This is a genomic window from Rodentibacter sp. (assembly GCF_057314195.1).
Genome location: NZ_DBHLAM010000017.1, coordinates 1,133 through 17,486, shown reverse-complemented (window position 1 = coordinate 17,486; position 16,354 = coordinate 1,133). Strand labels below are relative to the sequence as shown.

At 45.3% G+C, this 16,354-nt stretch carries 17 protein-coding genes and 1 pseudogene; 10 read left to right on the top strand and 8 right to left on the bottom strand.

The window, feature by feature from the left end; genetic code table 11:
* From ACO59Y_RS01785 to ACO59Y_RS01770, 4 genes are all read left to right on the top strand, one after another.
* The coding region (locus ACO59Y_RS01785) for a hypothetical protein (protein ID WP_486130111.1) at positions 1 to 243 on the top strand (243 nt) is incomplete at its 5' end.
* A gap of 141 nt (positions 244 to 384) precedes the next feature.
* Positions 385 to 927: a shikimate kinase AroK gene (gene aroK / locus ACO59Y_RS01780; RefSeq protein ID WP_373603695.1), complete on the top strand. Its 543-nt coding sequence runs from the start codon at positions 385 to 387 to the stop codon at positions 925 to 927.
* 9 nt (positions 928 to 936) lie between these two features.
* Positions 937 to 2,025 (top strand): 3-dehydroquinate synthase, encoded by a 1,089-nt coding sequence (gene aroB / locus ACO59Y_RS01775; RefSeq protein WP_486130110.1) that lies wholly within the window; start codon positions 937 to 939, stop codon positions 2,023 to 2,025.
* Between the two features lies 1 nt (position 2,026).
* The gene (locus ACO59Y_RS01770; RefSeq protein ID WP_486130109.1) at positions 2,027 to 2,872 is read left to right on the top strand and encodes a Dam family site-specific DNA-(adenine-N6)-methyltransferase; all 846 of its coding nucleotides are present in this window, start codon (positions 2,027 to 2,029) and stop codon (positions 2,870 to 2,872) included.
* Between the two features lie 11 nt (positions 2,873 to 2,883).
* On the opposite strand, the gene ACO59Y_RS01765 is transcribed toward ACO59Y_RS01770, so the two are convergent.
* Positions 2,884 to 3,198: a DciA family protein gene (locus ACO59Y_RS01765; RefSeq protein WP_486130107.1), complete on the bottom strand. Its 315-nt coding sequence runs from the start codon at positions 3,196 to 3,198 to the stop codon at positions 2,884 to 2,886.
* A 76-nt stretch (positions 3,199 to 3,274) separates the two neighbouring features.
* Between ACO59Y_RS01765 and secM the strand changes: the two genes are divergently transcribed.
* The 3 genes from secM to mutT all read left to right on the top strand — a co-directional run bounded on the left by secM (position 3,275) and on the right by mutT (position 6,787).
* Positions 3,275 to 3,574 carry a secA translation cis-regulator SecM gene (secM, locus tag ACO59Y_RS01760; protein ID WP_486130123.1) on the top strand — a complete coding sequence of 100 codons (300 nt, stop codon included), beginning with the start codon at positions 3,275 to 3,277 and terminating at the stop codon, positions 3,572 to 3,574.
* A gap of 71 nt (positions 3,575 to 3,645) precedes the next feature.
* The gene (secA, locus tag ACO59Y_RS01755; protein ID WP_486130105.1) at positions 3,646 to 6,330 is read left to right on the top strand and encodes a preprotein translocase subunit SecA; all 2,685 of its coding nucleotides are present in this window, start codon (positions 3,646 to 3,648) and stop codon (positions 6,328 to 6,330) included.
* Positions 6,331 to 6,385: 55 nt separating this feature from the next.
* A complete protein-coding gene (mutT, locus tag ACO59Y_RS01750; protein WP_373603691.1) occupies positions 6,386 to 6,787 on the top strand; it encodes an 8-oxo-dGTP diphosphatase MutT in 402 nt (133 codons plus the stop codon).
* A gap of 1 nt (position 6,788) precedes the next feature.
* Here the strand turns inward: mutT and holA are convergent, their stop codons facing one another.
* Complete coding sequence (gene holA, locus ACO59Y_RS01745) at positions 6,789 to 7,823, bottom strand: DNA polymerase III subunit delta (RefSeq protein WP_486130102.1); 1,035 nt, start codon at positions 7,821 to 7,823, stop codon at positions 6,789 to 6,791.
* Positions 7,823 to 8,326 carry an LPS-assembly lipoprotein LptE gene (locus tag ACO59Y_RS01740; protein WP_486130100.1) on the bottom strand — a complete coding sequence of 168 codons (504 nt, stop codon included), beginning with the start codon at positions 8,324 to 8,326 and terminating at the stop codon, positions 7,823 to 7,825. The genes holA and ACO59Y_RS01740 overlap by 1 nt, the downstream gene beginning before the upstream one ends.
* A gap of 14 nt (positions 8,327 to 8,340) precedes the next feature.
* Between ACO59Y_RS01740 and ACO59Y_RS01735 the strand changes: the two genes are divergently transcribed.
* Positions 8,341 to 8,583 carry a hypothetical protein gene (locus ACO59Y_RS01735; RefSeq protein WP_486130098.1) on the top strand — a complete coding sequence of 81 codons (243 nt, stop codon included), beginning with the start codon at positions 8,341 to 8,343 and terminating at the stop codon, positions 8,581 to 8,583.
* Here ACO59Y_RS01735 and leuS read toward each other — a convergent pair.
* From leuS to ACO59Y_RS01710, 5 genes are all read right to left on the bottom strand, one after another.
* A complete protein-coding gene (gene leuS, locus ACO59Y_RS01730; RefSeq protein WP_486130096.1) occupies positions 8,538 to 11,126 on the bottom strand; it encodes a leucine--tRNA ligase in 2,589 nt (862 codons plus the stop codon). The genes ACO59Y_RS01735 and leuS overlap by 46 nt on opposite strands.
* Positions 11,127 to 11,380: 254 nt before the next feature.
* Positions 11,381 to 11,698, bottom strand: coding sequence for a DUF167 family protein YggU (gene yggU, locus ACO59Y_RS01725; protein WP_486130094.1), 318 nt, complete (start codon positions 11,696 to 11,698; stop codon positions 11,381 to 11,383).
* 57 nt (positions 11,699 to 11,755) lie between these two features.
* The gene (locus ACO59Y_RS01720) at positions 11,756 to 12,301 is read right to left on the bottom strand and encodes a YggT family protein (protein ID WP_486130092.1); all 546 of its coding nucleotides are present in this window, start codon (positions 12,299 to 12,301) and stop codon (positions 11,756 to 11,758) included.
* Positions 12,301 to 13,248: a magnesium/cobalt transporter CorA gene (gene corA, locus ACO59Y_RS01715; RefSeq protein WP_373603684.1), complete on the bottom strand. Its 948-nt coding sequence runs from the start codon at positions 13,246 to 13,248 to the stop codon at positions 12,301 to 12,303. The genes ACO59Y_RS01720 and corA overlap by 1 nt, the downstream gene beginning before the upstream one ends.
* Positions 13,249 to 13,568: 320 nt before the next feature.
* Entirely contained in the window at positions 13,569 to 14,168 is a 600-nt protein-coding gene (locus ACO59Y_RS01710; RefSeq protein WP_486130090.1) for a YajG family lipoprotein, read from the bottom strand.
* 92 nt (positions 14,169 to 14,260) lie between these two features.
* On the opposite strand from ACO59Y_RS01710, the gene ACO59Y_RS01705 reads away from it, so the two are divergent.
* Together ACO59Y_RS01705 and ACO59Y_RS01700 are read left to right on the top strand one after the other, a co-directional pair.
* Positions 14,261 to 14,572 (top strand): BolA family protein, encoded by a 312-nt coding sequence (locus ACO59Y_RS01705; protein ID WP_486130088.1) that lies wholly within the window; start codon positions 14,261 to 14,263, stop codon positions 14,570 to 14,572.
* A 495-nt stretch (positions 14,573 to 15,067) separates the two neighbouring features.
* Positions 15,068 to 16,315 (top strand): annotated as a pseudogene (locus tag ACO59Y_RS01700) (Na(+)-translocating NADH-quinone reductase subunit A); the annotation flags it as partial.
* Positions 16,316 to 16,354 lie beyond the last annotated feature (39 nt).

Sequence of the window (16,354 nt, the reverse complement as noted above, 5' to 3'; positions counted from 1 at the left end):
TGGCAACCTCACGATTACAACGCCTTCAATGCGGTGCTCTTTGGCAACCTCACGACCACAACGCCTTCAATGCGGTGCTCTTTGGCAACCTCGCGACCACAACGCTTTCAATGCGGTGCTCTTTGGCAACCTCACGATTACAACGCCTTCAATGCGGTGCTCTTCGGCAACCTCATGAGAATGTCGATAAGCGCTGTTTTATCCGTTTCCGGCGTATTGCCGAACTTGCTCGGAACAAAATAAATTCCTCTAAAAGGTTGAAAGAAAGAGGGGTTATTGCGATAATTGGCGGCATTTTTTAGGTGATCTTTTAGCGACCTTCACGGTCTTACTTTCACGTTTAAAAAGATCGATTTGAGTAAATTTATCGTTAGAAAAAGAACAATGGCTGAGAAACGTAATATTTTTTTAGTAGGCCCGATGGGCGCGGGGAAAAGCACGATTGGTCGTCAGTTGGCACAACAACTTAATATGGATTTTATCGATTCCGATGCGGTGATCGAAGAACGTGCCGGCGCAGATATTAGTTGGATTTTTGATTTGGAAGGTGAAGAAGGTTTTCGTAAGCGTGAAGAACGTATTATTAATGAACTGACCCAATTGCAAGGCATCGTGCTTTCCACCGGCGGTGGTGCGGTAATGTCGAAAGAAAACCGCAATTATTTATCCGCCCGCGGGATTGTGATTTATTTGCAAACCACCGTGGAGAAACAATTCCAACGTACTCAGCGCGACAAAAAACGCCCGCTTTTGCAAGGCGCGGAAGATCCGCGTCAAGTGCTGGAGAATTTAGCTAAAATTCGCAATCCTTTATACGAAGAAATCGCAGATATTACATTGCCGACCGATGAACAAAACGCTCGGGTAATGGTAAACCAAATCGTTGATTTAATTGATAATTTAAACGGATTAAACAATTCAATCTAAGGATTAATCATGTTGTGCGTAAACGTAGAATTACAAGAGCGTCGTTATCCGATTTTAATCGGCAGCGGTTTGTTGCAAGACGAACGCAATTATCCGCTGAAGCAGGGCGACCGCGTGATGATCGTAAGCAACCCTACGGTCGCGCAGTTCTATTTGGATACGGTTACGCAAGCCCTTGAAAAACGCGGTTGCACGGTGGATCAGGTGTTATTGCCGGACGGCGAAAAATACAAAACGCTTGAATCGTTAAATCTGATTTTCAGTGCATTGTTAAAAGGTAATCATGGGCGCGATACCACCATCGTCGCCCTTGGCGGCGGGGTGATCGGCGATGTGGCCGGCTTTGCCGCGGCAAGTTACCAACGTGGCGTACGCCTAATTCAAATTCCGACCACGTTACTTTCGCAAGTGGATTCTTCCGTCGGCGGTAAAACGGCGGTGAACCATGAATTCGGTAAAAACATGATTGGCGCGTTTTATCAACCGTCTATGGTATTAATTGACACCCTTACGCTTAACACCTTGCCTAAACGGGAAGTCAATGCGGGGCTAGCTGAGGTAATCAAATACGGCGCGATTTTAGACGATACATTTTTTACATGGCTGGAAAAGCATATTGATGAACTTGTAGCGTTAGAACCACAGGCACTGCAGCACTGCATCGCTCGTTGTTGCCAAATTAAAGCGGATATAGTGGCACGCGACGAAATGGAAAAAGGCGAACGTGCGTTGTTAAATTTAGGCCATACTTTTGGTCATGCCATCGAAACCCATCTCGGCTACGGCAACTGGTTGCACGGCGAAGCGGTAGCGGCCGGTATGATGATGGCAGCGGCGCTTTCCGCAGAATTGGGCAACATATCCATTGCCGATGTTTCCCGTTTGGAAAAATTGTTGGCACGCGCCAATTTGCCTACCATCTCGCCGGATACGATGCAACCGGAGGATTACTTGCCACATATGATGCGCGATAAAAAAGTACTTGCCGGCAAACTACGTCTGGTGTTGCTCAAATCGCTCGGTCAAGCTTATGTAGCAACAGACACCGCTAAAGATCTCATCTTAAAAGCGATTCGTCGTTGCACTCAAACGGACTAAAATGCTACGTCCGAAAAAACAAACAAAGCCCAAAATTAAACATCGCCCGTTTTTAAAATGGGCGGGCGGTAAGTTCCGTTTAACGGACGATATTAACAAAACCTTTCCCAAGAAAAAACAATGTCTTATTGAGCCTTTTGTCGGGGCGGGAGCCGTGTTTCTCAATTCTAATTTCGAACGCTATATTTTGGCGGATATCAATCCCGATTTAATTAATCTGTTCAACATTGTGAAAGAAAACGTGGACGATTATATCGAAGCCTGCAAACCAATTTTCTTTGCTGAAGAGGCGAATTCGGCAGGTTATTATTATGCGAAACGGCAACAATTCAATGATTCCCAAGATCCCTTTGAACGTTCGGTACTTTTTCTCTATTTAAATCGTTTCGGCTTTAACGGATTATGCCGCTACAACAGCAAAAACGAATTTAACGTTCCTTTCGGTGCATATAAAACGCATTATTTTCCGGAAGATGAGTTGCGCTATTTTGCTCACAAAGCGCAAAACGCGGTATTTTTATGCGGAGATTTTCAGCAAACGTTCGAACTGGCGGATAAAAACTCGGTTATTTACTGCGATCCGCCTTATGCGCCGCTACAACAAGACTCTAATTTTACGGGATATGCCGGTAACGAATTCGGTCTTGAACACCAACGCGTCTTAGCAGAATTGGCAAAGCGCGCTCAAAAAGAAAAGCAAATTCCGGTTTTGATCTCCAATCACGACACCAAGTTCACACGCGGAATCTATAAAGGTGCAAAATTAAAACGCGTAAAAGTGCAGCGTTCTATTAGCCAAAATTCAGAAAAGCGAATAAAAGTGAAGGAATTAATTGCGATTTTTTAAAGCATAAGTCGCTAAAACGCGGGATTAATCCGAATTTCGAATTTTTCTACTTGAGGATAATCCTGTTGAACTAAAGCTAATAATTCCGCTTGGCGAAACAAAATCCCTTGCCGCACAACGGCATTGGCCACTTCAATAAAAAGCGTGTCTCCTTTTATCGTACCGATGCGAAACTTACCTAGAAATTGCGGCGGAAAAGTGCGGGTAAATTGCTGATTTAATTCGTGAATGGCCAGTCCTTTTCGCATCATTTTAGCGAAAGACGATTGTTCCATCACATCCACAATATTTACCGCTTTTTGATAACGTTCACTCTTGTATTCCACAAAGCAACCCCAATAAATGACAGCAGTTTGAATTTTCGCTACAATACACGCAATTTTTTTACAAGACAACGAGATGATGATTTCAGGCAAAAGCAAACCGAATTTTTGGTCGCGATTACTTTTAAGTATGCTCGCCATCCTTGCTTTGCCTCACGTGCAAAGTTTAGAAAATCAAACGCAAGAAAATTATTCATCTCAAATCTCAATTCAACAGGTGTTGGTGACGTCAAAGGTCGCTCGTGAAGTGCAACGCCAGACGCGGCAACAACCTTCCGTTTTCCCATTAAACGAAAAATTCACCGAAATTCAACTGCACCTTTTCAATGCGGTGCTAAATCCGTTGGCACCGATTCGCGCCGGCCCCTCCCTCATTTAATTTCAACCTTTTTACCGTCCGATTTTCCAATCGGATTTGTGTTTTTATTATTTATTTGAAAGAGAAATTACATGAGCATTTTAACGAAAATTTTTGGCAGCCGTAACGACCGAATTTTACGCAAATTAAGAAAAAAAGTTGCACAAATCAATAAATTAGAACCTCAATTCGAAGCCTTAACCGACGAACAACTGCGTGCAAAAACTGACGAGTTTCGCAGTCGTTTAAGTGCGGGCGAAACCTTGCAAGATATTTTGCCGGAAGCCTTTGCCACCGTGCGAGAAGCCAGTAAACGCGTACTGGGTATGCGCCACTTTGACGTGCAACTTATCGGCGGAATGGTATTAACCAATCGCTGCATCGCTGAGATGCGTACCGGTGAGGGTAAAACTTTAACAGCGACCTTGCCTTGTTATTTAATCGCTCTTGAGGGCAAAGGCGTACACGTGGTAACCGTAAACGATTACTTGGCACGTCGCGATGCGGAAACCAACCGTCCGTTATTTGAATTTTTAGGCATGAGCGTGGGCGTCAATATTCCGGGCTTACCGCCAGAAGCCAAACGCGCAGCGTATGCGGCGGATATCACTTACGCCACAAACAGCGAACTCGGGTTTGATTATTTGCGCGATAACTTGGCGCATTCAAAAGAAGAACGTTTCCAACGCACTTTAGGCTATGCATTGGTGGATGAAGTGGACTCCATTTTAATCGACGAGGCGCGTACCCCGCTGATTATTTCCGGTCAAGCAGAAGACAGTTCCGGGCTTTACATTGCAGTAAACAAGCTGATTCCAGGCTTAATTAAACAAGAAAAAGAGGACACCGAAGAATATCAAGGCGAGGGCGATTACACCCTAGATTTAAAATCCAAACAAGCGCATTTAACCGAACGTGGTCAAGAAAAAGTGGAAAACTGGCTGGTGGAACAAGGTTTAATGCCGGAAGGTGATTCCCTTTATTCACCGGGACGAATCCTATTGTTGCATCATGTCATGGCGGCTTTGCGTGCGCATACCTTGTTTGAGCGCGATGTAGATTACATCGTAAAAGACGGTGAAATCGTGATCGTGGACGAGCACACCGGTCGTACAATGGCGGGACGCCGTTGGTCCGACGGTTTGCACCAAGCCATCGAAGCGAAAGAAGGCGTAGATATAAAAAGCGAAAATCAAACCGTTGCGTCGATTTCGTATCAAAACTACTTCCGCCTGTATGAAAAATTGGCGGGAATGACTGGTACGGCGGATACGGAAGCCTTTGAATTCCAACAAATTTACGGTTTGGAAACGGTGGTCATTCCGACTAACCGCCCAATGATTCGAGACGACCGCACCGACCTGATGTTTGAGAATGAAGAGTACAAATTTAACGCGATTATCGAAGACATTAAAGACTGCGTAGCACGTCAACAACCGGTGTTGGTTGGTACCATTTCGGTGGAAAAATCGGAATTGCTATCCAACGCCTTGGATAAGGTGGGCATTAAACACAACGTATTAAATGCGAAATTCCACCAACAAGAAGCCGAAATCGTGGCTGAAGCCGGTGCGCCGGGTGCGGTCACCATCGCGACCAATATGGCAGGCCGTGGTACAGATATTATTCTTGGTGGTAACTGGAAAGCCCAAGCGGCAAAATTGGATAACCCAACGCAAGAGCAAATTGACGCGCTTAAAGCTGAATGGGAAAAAAACCACGAAATCGTGATGAAAGCCGGCGGTTTGCATATTATCGGTACCGAACGTCACGAATCGCGCCGTATCGATAACCAGTTACGCGGTCGTTCCGGACGTCAAGGTGACCCAGGTTCTTCCCGCTTCTATTTATCTTTGGAAGACGGCTTAATGCGTATTTATCTTAATGAAGGCAAACTCAATTTAATGCGCAAAGCATTCTCCGTGCCGGGCGAAGCGATGGAATCCAGAATGTTGGCGAAAGTGATTGCGTCGGCGCAAGCGAAAGTGGAAGCATTCCATTTTGACGGTCGTAAAAACTTGCTTGAATACGATGATGTGGCCAACGATCAACGTCACGCAATTTATCAGCAACGCAACTATTTGTTAGATAACGACGATATTTCCGAAACCATCCGTGTAATTCGCCACGACGTGTTTAACGATGTGATTGATCAATATATTCCGCCGCAATCTTTAGAAGAACAATGGGATATCAAAGGTCTTGAGCAACGCTTGGCGCAAGAATTTGGTATGGAATTACCAATTGAACATTGGCTGGAAGAAGACAGTAATTTACACGAAGAAAACTTGCGCGAACGCATCATTAACATCGCTGAAGAGGAATACAAGGAAAAAGAAGCGCTTGCCGGCGAAGAAACCATGCGTCATTTTGAAAAAGGCGTAATGTTGCAAACTCTCGACGAACTTTGGAAAGAGCATTTGGCAGCGATGGATTATCTTCGTCAAGGAATTCATTTGCGCGGCTATGCACAAAAAGATCCAAAACAGGAATACAAAAAAGAGTCGTTCCGTATGTTTACGGAAATGTTAGATTCTTTAAAACACCATGTAATCACCACGCTTACCCGCGTACGCGTAAGAACCCAAGAGGAAATTGAAGCCGCGGAACACGCGACACAATCCGCCCAATCGGCGGATGGCCGTGAGAGCACCGCATTGGAGCAAGGTGAAAAGGGCGATTACGCCAACTTAAATATCGGTCGTAACGATCCTTGTCCTTGCGGTTCAGGTAAAAAATACAAACATTGTCACGGTAGCCGTGCGAAATACAATTAATGGACGAAAACTGCGGTCGCTTTGGCCGCATTTTTTCATTCGGGATTGAAAAAATATGGAAAAACCAACAATACAAGTCGCCGCCGGCATTATTCGCAACGAGTTCGGACAGATATATTTAACTCAACGTTTAGAGGGACAGGATTTTGCTCAATCGTTGGAATTCCCCGGCGGCAAAGTTAATGCCGACGAAACGCCGGAACAGGCGTTAAAACGGGAATTGGAAGAAGAAATTGGTATTGTAGTCTTGAACGCCGAACTTTACGAACGTTTCCAATTCGAATATCCGACGAAAATTATTTCCTTCTTTTTCTATGTGGTGGACGAATGGATCGGTGAGCCGTTCGGGCGCGAGGGGCAAGAAGGTTTTTGGATTGAACAACGGGCATTAGATGCGGGACAATTTCCGCCGGCAAATGCCAAATTGATTCAGCGTTTGCTGGCTGAAACAATGTAGGCTAGAGACAAATTTTTACCGACAAATCAGCCAACTCTTCCCACACATCATCACTAAATTCCTGTTTAACGAGCCGTTCGATGCTCGCCAATTGTTGAATGATGTCATAAAGTTTTCGATAGGTTAATCGTTGCAGCGCGCTTAAAAAAAGCGGTCGGCGATTTTGCCAAATTCTTAGCCGATCAAATTCTGCTTTAATTTGTTGAAGCGGTAGCGCATCCGCGGTGTGAACGGGTTGCTGCGGTTTAGTCAACTCCAGCAAAGTGAGCAATTCACGTTGTAACGTGCGCAATAAAATAATCGGTTGTACCTCTTCCGCCTGTAAGCCCGCCAAAATACGTTTGGCACGATTGGCTTTGCCCGCAAGCAATGCATCAATCCATTGAAATGGCGTAAACACGGAAGATTGCTCCGCCACCGCAATCACGCGATGATAATTAAGCTTGTGATCGGAATGCAGTAAATCAAGCAACTGCAAAGTTTGCTTTAAGGCAAGCAGGTTATTTTCATAACTATAACAAAGCTGTTGAACGGCTTCGTCATCTGCCGTCATCCCCATGGCTTGAATGCGATACTTCAACCAACGCGGGAGATCTTCGGCGTTTGGTGTTTGGCAATTCACTAGCACCGCATCAACATCGTAGCGGTTGAGCGCGTCAAACCAGGCTTGCTTTTCAAACGCTTTGGTAAGCTTCGGCATAACTAAAATCAGCAACACGTCTTCATTTAACACCGCGCTTAATTCTTGTAGATTTTTTTGTACAGGCGCACTCAGATTTTCCGGTAAATTCAGCACCAAAACTTGTTTATTGAAAAACAAGCCGACGGACTGGCAGGCTTCAATCAGCTGCGCCCAGTCGGTTTGATTGTCAATCGAAATATTGTTTTTTTCATCGAATCCTTGTTGCAAGGCGGCTTGATAAATCGCCTGTTCACTTTCGCCGAGCAGTAGCGGATCTTGTCCCGCCAAGCAATACACTTTGGCTAAACGTTGGGCAAGATGATGCGCTAATTGCTCAGAGAAAATACGATTCATTATTTTCCTTTTACTTGATGCTGCAACGCCACCATTTTGCTGATCAGCTGACGTGCCGCTTGTTCGCGCATATCGTTCCAAATCAGCTCTCGTTCTGCAGCTTTGGCAAGCGCTGCGCGGGAGTTATCAAAAAACGTGCGGTTAACTTTTGCGCTGATCGGATAGGTTTCACCATCGGTTAAACGTACGTTGGCTTCCACTTCTAACATCAACACTTTTTCTGCCTCGCGTCCGCGTTTGAAAATAGACGCCACTTTGTCGTTAGTAATTTGTTTATTGATGCGTAAAATCGGCACGCCTTGTGCGGCGTTAACCAAATTCACGTCATTGGCTTGTAATTGACGACGCATCGCCATCGACATTTCGCTGTACGGATCAGCGCTTTCAAAGGCGAGTGTACGTAATTCCGGCGGAATCAATTCGCCGTTTTGAAAACGCCAGCCGCAAGCGAAAAGAACGGTGACGGTAACAATAAGAACGCATTTTTTGATTAATCGAATCATAAGATTCCCCTTGTATGTTTTGCACCTGGTATTCGGGAAGTGTGCTTACAACGCCGCTTGAGAGATTGCAAAACGCAGCGTTAAAGGTGCGAATTAGCACCGCATTGAAGCGCCAATTGGCGGGCATCGAGCATCCCGCCACAACGGAAGTACGGATCAGCACCGCATTGGAACCGTTCCGCCGCACCTTCGCCATCGTTTCACAAGTTGCTTATTGCGGTTTCACCACCACATTTAACAATCTACCCGGCACATAAATCACTTTCACAATTTGTTGGCCATCAGTGAATTTCTTCACGTTTTCATCGGCGAAAGCAACGCTTTTAACACTTTCTTCATCCGCCTCAACTGCAACGGTCACTTTACCACGCACTTTGCCATTCACTTGCACCACGATGAGCTTCTCATCTTCTATCATCGCGGATTCATCAACTTTCACCCATTCTGCTGTGTCGATGCCGTTTTCGTTACCTAACGCTTGCCACAATTCGAAACAAATATGCGGCGTAATCGGATAAAGCATTCGCACTACCGCACTTAAGGCTTCCGCCATCACAGCGCGTTCTTGTTCGTTTTCAAGTGGCGCTTTGGTAAGTTTATTCATCAACTCCATAACTGCCGCAATGGCGGTGTTGAAAGTTTGACGGCGACCGATATCGTCGCTGACTTTCGCGATAGTTTTGTGTACTTCGCGGCGTAGGGCTTTTTGTTCCGCTGAAAGTGCATTCGCATTTAGCGCCGTGGTCGCCGGATTTTGTTGATATTGATAGACCAAATTCCATACGCGACCTAAGAAACGTTTTGCGCCTTCTACACCGGACTCTTGCCATTCAAGGGTCATTTCCGCAGGGGATGCAAACATCATAAACAAGCGAACCGTATCCGCGCCGTATTTTTCTACCATTTCTTGCGGGTCAATACCATTATTTTTCGATTTCGACATTTTGGTCATGCCTGTGTGCACCAGTTCGCGACCTTCCGGATCGATGGCTTTAATAATGCGACCCTTTTCATCACGTTCTAAAGTCACTTGCGTCGGACTCACCCAGATACGCTCGTTGGTCGGGCTGGTGTAGTAGAACGCGTCGGCCAACACCATACCCTGGCACAACAATTTGGTTGCCGGTTCGTCACTGGTCACAAAACCCGCGTCGCGCAACAATTTATGGAAAAAACGGAAATAGAGCAAATGCATCGTCGCGTGTTCAATACCGCCGATATATTGATCTACCGGTAACCAGTAGTTTGCTTCCTCTTTGTCAAGCATCGCTTCGGCAAATTTCGGTGACGTGTAGCGCGCGTAATACCAAGATGATTCCATAAAAGTATCGAATGTATCGGTTTCTTTTAACGCCGGCACACCGTTGAAGGTAGTTTTCGCCCAATTCGGATCCGCTTTAATCGGGCTTTGCACGCCGTCCATCACCACATCTTCAGGCAAAATAATCGGCAAATCTTCCATCGGTACAGGCACGACCTCGCCGCTTTCTAACGTCAACATCGGAATTGGCGCGCCCCAGTAACGTTGGCGAGACACGCCCCAATCGCGCAAACGATAATTTACTTGGCGTTTGCCCACGCCTAATTGTTCCAGTTTGTCCGCGATACCGTTAAACGCGTCATCGAAATCCAAACCGTCAAATTCGGCCGAATTAATCAGCGTGCCGTGTTCGGTAAAAGCTTGCTTGGTTAAGTCAATTGTTTCACCTGCAAGCGGCGCGATAACTTGCTTAATTGGCAAATCGTATTTGTGCGCGAATTCGTAGTCTCGTTGATCGTGCGCCGGAACAGCCATCACCGCGCCGGTACCGTAGTGCATTAACACAAAGTTCGCCACCCAAATCGGTAATTTTTCACCGGTCAACGGATGAATTGCGAACAAGCCGGTCGCCATCCCTTTTTTCTCCATGGTCGCCAGATCAGCTTCGGCAACTTTCGCGTTTTTCGCTTCTTGAATGAACGCAGCCAACTCAGGATTGTGTTGTGCAGCGAGACTTGCGAGCGGGTGAGCGGCAGCGATGCCTAAATAGCTCACGCCATAGAAAGTATCCGGGCGGGTGGTATAAACCGCGACTTTTTCGTTGCTATCCGCCACATCAAAGGTGATTTCCACACCTTCAGAACGGCCGATCCAATTGCGTTGCATGGTTTTTACCATCTCCGGCCATTGTGGAAGATTATCCAAACCGCCTAATAATTGTTCAGCGTAATCAGTGATTTTGATGAACCATTGCGGAATTTCTTTTTGTTCCACCGGCGTGTCGCAACGCCAGCAACAGCCTTCGTGCACTTGTTCGTTGGCAAGCACAGTTTCATCGTTCGGGCACCAGTTCACCGTGGACGTTTTTTTGTAAACCAGACCTTTTTTGTAAAGCTCGGTAAAAAACCATTGTTCCCATTTATAGTAATCCGGTTTGCAGGTGGCGATTTCGCGATCCCAATCAAACCCGAAGCCCAAAAGTTGAAGTTGTTTCTTCATATAGGCAATGTTTTCGTAAGTCCACTTCGCCGGTGCGGTTTTATTTTTGATCGCCGCACCTTCCGCCGGCAACCCGAACGCATCCCAACCGAACGGTTGCAACACGTTTTTACCGAGCATACGTTGATAGCGAGAAACTACGTCACCGATGGTGTAGTTACGAACGTGCCCCATATGCAGGCGACCGGACGGATACGGGAACATGGAAAGACAGTAGTATTTTTCTTTGGATTCGTCTTTGACGGCCTTAAAAACGTTATTTTCAGCCCAGTATTGTTGAACTTTTGGTTCAATCATATCGGGACGATATTGTTCTTGCATAAAATCACCTTAATTTTGCCCGCGTTTCGGCATGTTTTTAACATATCCAATACGGCTTGTTTTTGATTAGAAAATGCGGCATAGAATACCGTAAAACGGCATAAATTGATAGAGCGCGGGCGGAACGGAGGGCGATTTTTTATAATCGATTTTTGATCTTATAAGGCCGCAATGAACTGACGAAATAGCACCGCATTGGAAGCACGCCGGAAGCGCGTTCAATGCGGTGCTGTTTGGTGATGTGAATTTATACTTCACTCAGAGATTTTTGGATATTTGCTACATACTTGTAGATTTTCGATTTCTTTTGGAATGAGTTTGGGCGCGGGAATCCACAGTTGTTTGTGACGATTAAGTTCGCCTTTTTCCAGCACGATACTACTTTTCGGCACCTTGAAAGCCTTACTTAAAAATTTCAACAAATGGGCGTTGGCTTGTCCGTCCGTCGGCGGCGCGGTGATGGTGATTTTGAGTTCTTCGTCGCGAATGCCCGCAATATGATCTTTACTGGCTTTCGGTTGTAAAAAAATTTTCAGGCGAATGCCGTCGGGGGTTTGTTCAATTGCCGGCATAATTTTTTCTCATAAACAAAAGCCACGCGGAACGTGGCTCAAAAACAAATCGCTACGTCAACCGGCGATAACCCACAGTCCTTGTAACATATCAAGCATAAAATTGTTGATAAATAACAAGATAAAAACGATAACCATCGGTGAAAAATCAATCATTCCGACAGTCGGCAAAAATTTGCGAACTGGCCGAAGCAATGGCTCGGAAAGTTGATATAACGCATAGAAAATCGGGTTGTTGCCACGGTTAAACCAACTCGCAATCGCACCGGCAAACAACACGTAAAAAATCGCTACGCCAACGGCTTTCAAAATGCTTAGCACGCCTAAAATCAGCATGCCGTCAATGGCTAAACCGAAGTACAGCACGGATTTCAGCGCGCCGAGAATAAAGATCAACAAAAAGGCTGAAGTGTCGATATTGCCGATAATCGGCGCAATTTTGCGCATCGGTTTTAGCACCGCATCGGTGACTTTCAACACGAATTGCGAAAGCGGGTTGTAATAATCTACGCGGGCGAATTGCAGCCAAACGCGTAAAACTAACACGAGGGCATAAAGATTGATGATTGAACCGACAAATAATGCCGTTTGAGATAATTCCATTAAAGCCATCCTTTTCGTCTGAAATAAATGTAAGGGGTAAGCGCGGCGGCAATCATTAAACCGATGGCCATTGGGTAGCCATATTTAAAATGCAACTCGGGCATAAAATCAAAGTTCATACCGTAAGTGGAGGCCACCAGGGTTGCCGGCAAAAACATTACAGATACGACGGAGAAAAACTTCATAATTTTATTCTGTTCGATATTGATATAACCCATTGCCGCCTGCATGAGAAAATTCACTTTTTGAAACAAGGCTTCGTTATGAGGCTGGAGCGATTCAATATCGCGTAAGATTTCGCGCGCTTGCTCTAACTGGTTGGCTGGCAAACGGGTTTTGCGCACCAAAAAACCAAGCGCACGTTGCGTATCCATTAAACACAAGCGCACTTTGGAACTGGTATCTTCCTGTTCGGTGAGGGTACTTAAGGCTTCGTCGAAAGCTTCATTTTGAGTGCCGTTTAAAATCACGCGGCTTAATTCTTCCAAATCGGCGTAAACGTTTTCAATGACGTCGGCAAGCTGTTCGATTTTGGTTTCAAACAAATCAAGTAACACTTCGTAAGCGTTGCATTCGAGTAAACGTTGGCTACGGGACCGCATTCGATACAAGCGGAATGCGGGCAGTTCGCGATCACGCAATGTGAATAAGCGCCCGTCACGCACGGTAAACGCCACGCTGGCAAGGTCGGCGTAGTCGTTTTCGTCTTCGCAATAAAAGAATGAGTGAAGATGTAAGCCATCTTCGTCTTCAAAGAAACGCGCGGACGCTTCAATGTCTTCCAACTCAAGAAAAGACGCAAGGCTCTGGCCTAATCCCTCTTGCAACATTTCGCGTTCTTCGCCGGTCGGCTCAAGTAAGTCGAGCCAAATTGCGGTATCAAGATCGGTTTGATCTTCATCGATCCGATACAAACGAGAATCTTTGATAGCAAAAGCGTTGATCATTTCATACTCCTTTTGGGATTATGAACAGCTAACCGTGAACAAAAATAAGAATATCAAACGAATAAATGAAGTGCGCGCGAAATTGCGCTATTTTTCGTTTGCTATAAAGATGCCGAAAGCGGTTACCGACGAACCCTCGCCGAGCCTACTTGGCAAAGGCGGGAGTCTAAAGTGATATTCGGTATCGACTATGACTGTCCAAAGTGTGTGTCCTTCTCATTAAAAAAACGGGCGAATGTTACGCTTGAAAGGTACATCCGTCAAGTTTAATCGGCACGAAAAAGGGGGCGACATTCGCCCCCACCGAAACGGTTATTCGGTTAATTGGTGTATTGATTAATCGCTTGGCCGATTTCTTGATCTTGATAAATATTATTCACAATATCCTTAAAGGCTTCGCCCATGACTTTTTGAATTTCGTCATTGTCCGCATTAAACGCGCCGGATTGCGAACGCGTGGTGTGGAAGTCCTTATTAAAGTGGCCTTTAGCGCCTTGCACATAAACGTTTAATTGAATTTTGCTGTTTAATTTATAACGTAAATTACCTTGTTCCACATTAGTGGTGAAATCTTTAATTTCCACGGTAACCCCCGCATTTGAATTGTTCGCTTGACCAATGCGGAAACCTTTACTCACCAAGTTTTGTTGCATCACTTGTTGAAATAACTGGCTAACGTTTGGCGAAGCGTTCAGTCTCACTAATTCGCCGTTTTTCACATAAGACGCAATTTCTTGTTGCGCACGCGCATCTCGCGTCATGACATAAACGACGGCGGATTGATTGACGTTCATAGACGCACTCGGCGCCGGCGGCGTGAAGGTTAAACTATTGGATTGCGCTTGGCAGCCGGCAAGGAAAAAGGCAGCTGCGGCAAAACTTATCGCGGACAATGCTTTGATTTTCTTTGTAACGTTCATAATTTCCTCAATTTATTAGATAATATCGCGCTATTCTGGCAAACTTGTTGCTTGATGTATAGCGTTTCAGCAAAATTTTATTGGAGAAAAAAATGTCAAAACAACAAGCGTTGTTAGCTAAAATTCACGCCGAATTTCGGCCACATTTTGTCGTGGTGGAAAACGAAAGTCACATGCATAGTTCAGGGCGCGGTGCGGATTCCCATTTTAAATTGGTGATTGTGAGCGATAAATTCGAGAGCCTGCGTAAAGTACAACGTCATCAAATGCTTTACCAACTTTTTGCAGAAGAGCTGAACAACGGTATTCATGCTTTGGCGCTTCATCTTTACACTAAACAAGAATGGGAAAAGCTCGGCGAAGTTTTTCCGCGTTCGCCGAATTGTTTAGGCCTAGGGCAATAGGGCAATAGGGCAATAGCGAAATAATGATGTTATTGCCGTTGTGCTCGGCAGAAATCGATCTCCCCCAACAGCACCGCATTGGAGCCGCTTCCAATGCGGTGCTGTTGTTTAACGCCATTTATGCTTCGACTCAATAACCGTTTTGAGCCTTTGCTACATCCCCCGCCATGATTTGCCGGCTCGTGCCCAATACCGCTTTATCTATAGCCTCAAAAAAGTTCACCCAAACGCGGTCTGAAAGTGGAATAAAAAGACATTTTTCGTTAGAATGGGGCGCTTTTAGATTTTCGATTTTTTGATGCGGTGCCGAGATTGCACTTCATCGGAAAATCAAGCCGATTTGAGTTTTTAAATTTATGTGCCAGTTGTTAATGCTTTGATTTTCCAAGTATTCTCTGCCACGCTCAAACACGAGATTGCATTTAAGTGCGCTTATTTGCAATCGTATTTTTAACCTTGAAAAGTAGTGCAAACAGTATGATTACAATTAAGAAAGGCGAGGAGTATGTGGGGATGCGTCCTTCGATGAAGGTGCGCGAAGGCGATGTCGTAAAGAAAGGTCAAGCGCTTTTTGAAGACAAGAAAAATCCGGGAGTGATTTTTACAGCCCCTGCAAGCGGTACCGTCACTGCGATCAATCGTGGCGAAAAACGCGTATTGCAATCTGTGGTAATCAATGTGGAAGGCGATGAGCAAATCACTTTCGCAAAATATAACGCAGATGAATTGAATACCCTTTCTTCCGAACAAGTGAAACAAAATCTTGTGGAATCAGGCTTATGGACCGCATTGCGCACCCGTCCATTCAGCAAAATCCCGGCAGTTGACAGCGAACCTTCTTCTATTTTCGTCAATGCAATGGATACCAATCCGTTAGCAGCAGATCCTGCCATCGTGCTAAAAGATTTTTGGCAAGATTTCATTAATGGTTTAACCGTGTTAAGCCGTTTATTCCCAAGTAAACCTTTACGTTTATGCAAAGCGGGCGATACCAATATCCCGACCGTAGATTTAGCCAATCTTGAAATTCATGATTTCGGCGGCGTGCACCCGGCAGGTTTAGTGGGAACCCATATTCACTTTATCGATCCGGTTGGTGCGCACAAAACCGTGTGGCACATCAATTATCAAGATGTGATTGCCATCGGTAAATTATTCACTACCGGCGAACTTTATGTTGAACGCGTAATTTCACTTGCCGGCCCGCAAGTGAAAAACCCGCGCTTAGTGCGTACGGTAATCGGCGCAAACCTTTCTCAATTAATCAAAGATGAATTAAGTGCGGGCGAGAATCGTGTGATTTCCGGTTCTGTGCTTTGCGGCAATACGGCAAAAGGCCCTCACGATTATTTAGGCCGTTATGCATTGCAAGTTTCCGTTATTGCTGAAGGCAACGAGAAGGAGTTCTTAGGCTGGATCACGCCGCAAGCGGGCAAATATTCGATTACCCGTACCGTATTAGGTCACTTCGGTAAAAAATTATTCAATTTCACCACTGCAGAAAATGGCGGTGAGCGTGCAATGGTGCCAATTGGTAGCTATGAGCGCGTGATGCCGTTGGATATTTTACCGACATTATTGTTACGTGATTTAATCGTGGGTGACACCGATGGCGCACAAGCACTAGGTTGCTTGGAACTTGATGAAGAAGACTTAGCGCTTTGTTCATTCGTTTGCCCGGGCAAATACGAATATGGTTCAATCTTGCGTCAAGTGTTAGATAAGATCGAGAAGGAAGGTTAAAAATGGGTTTAAAAAATCTTTTTGAAAAAATGGAACCCG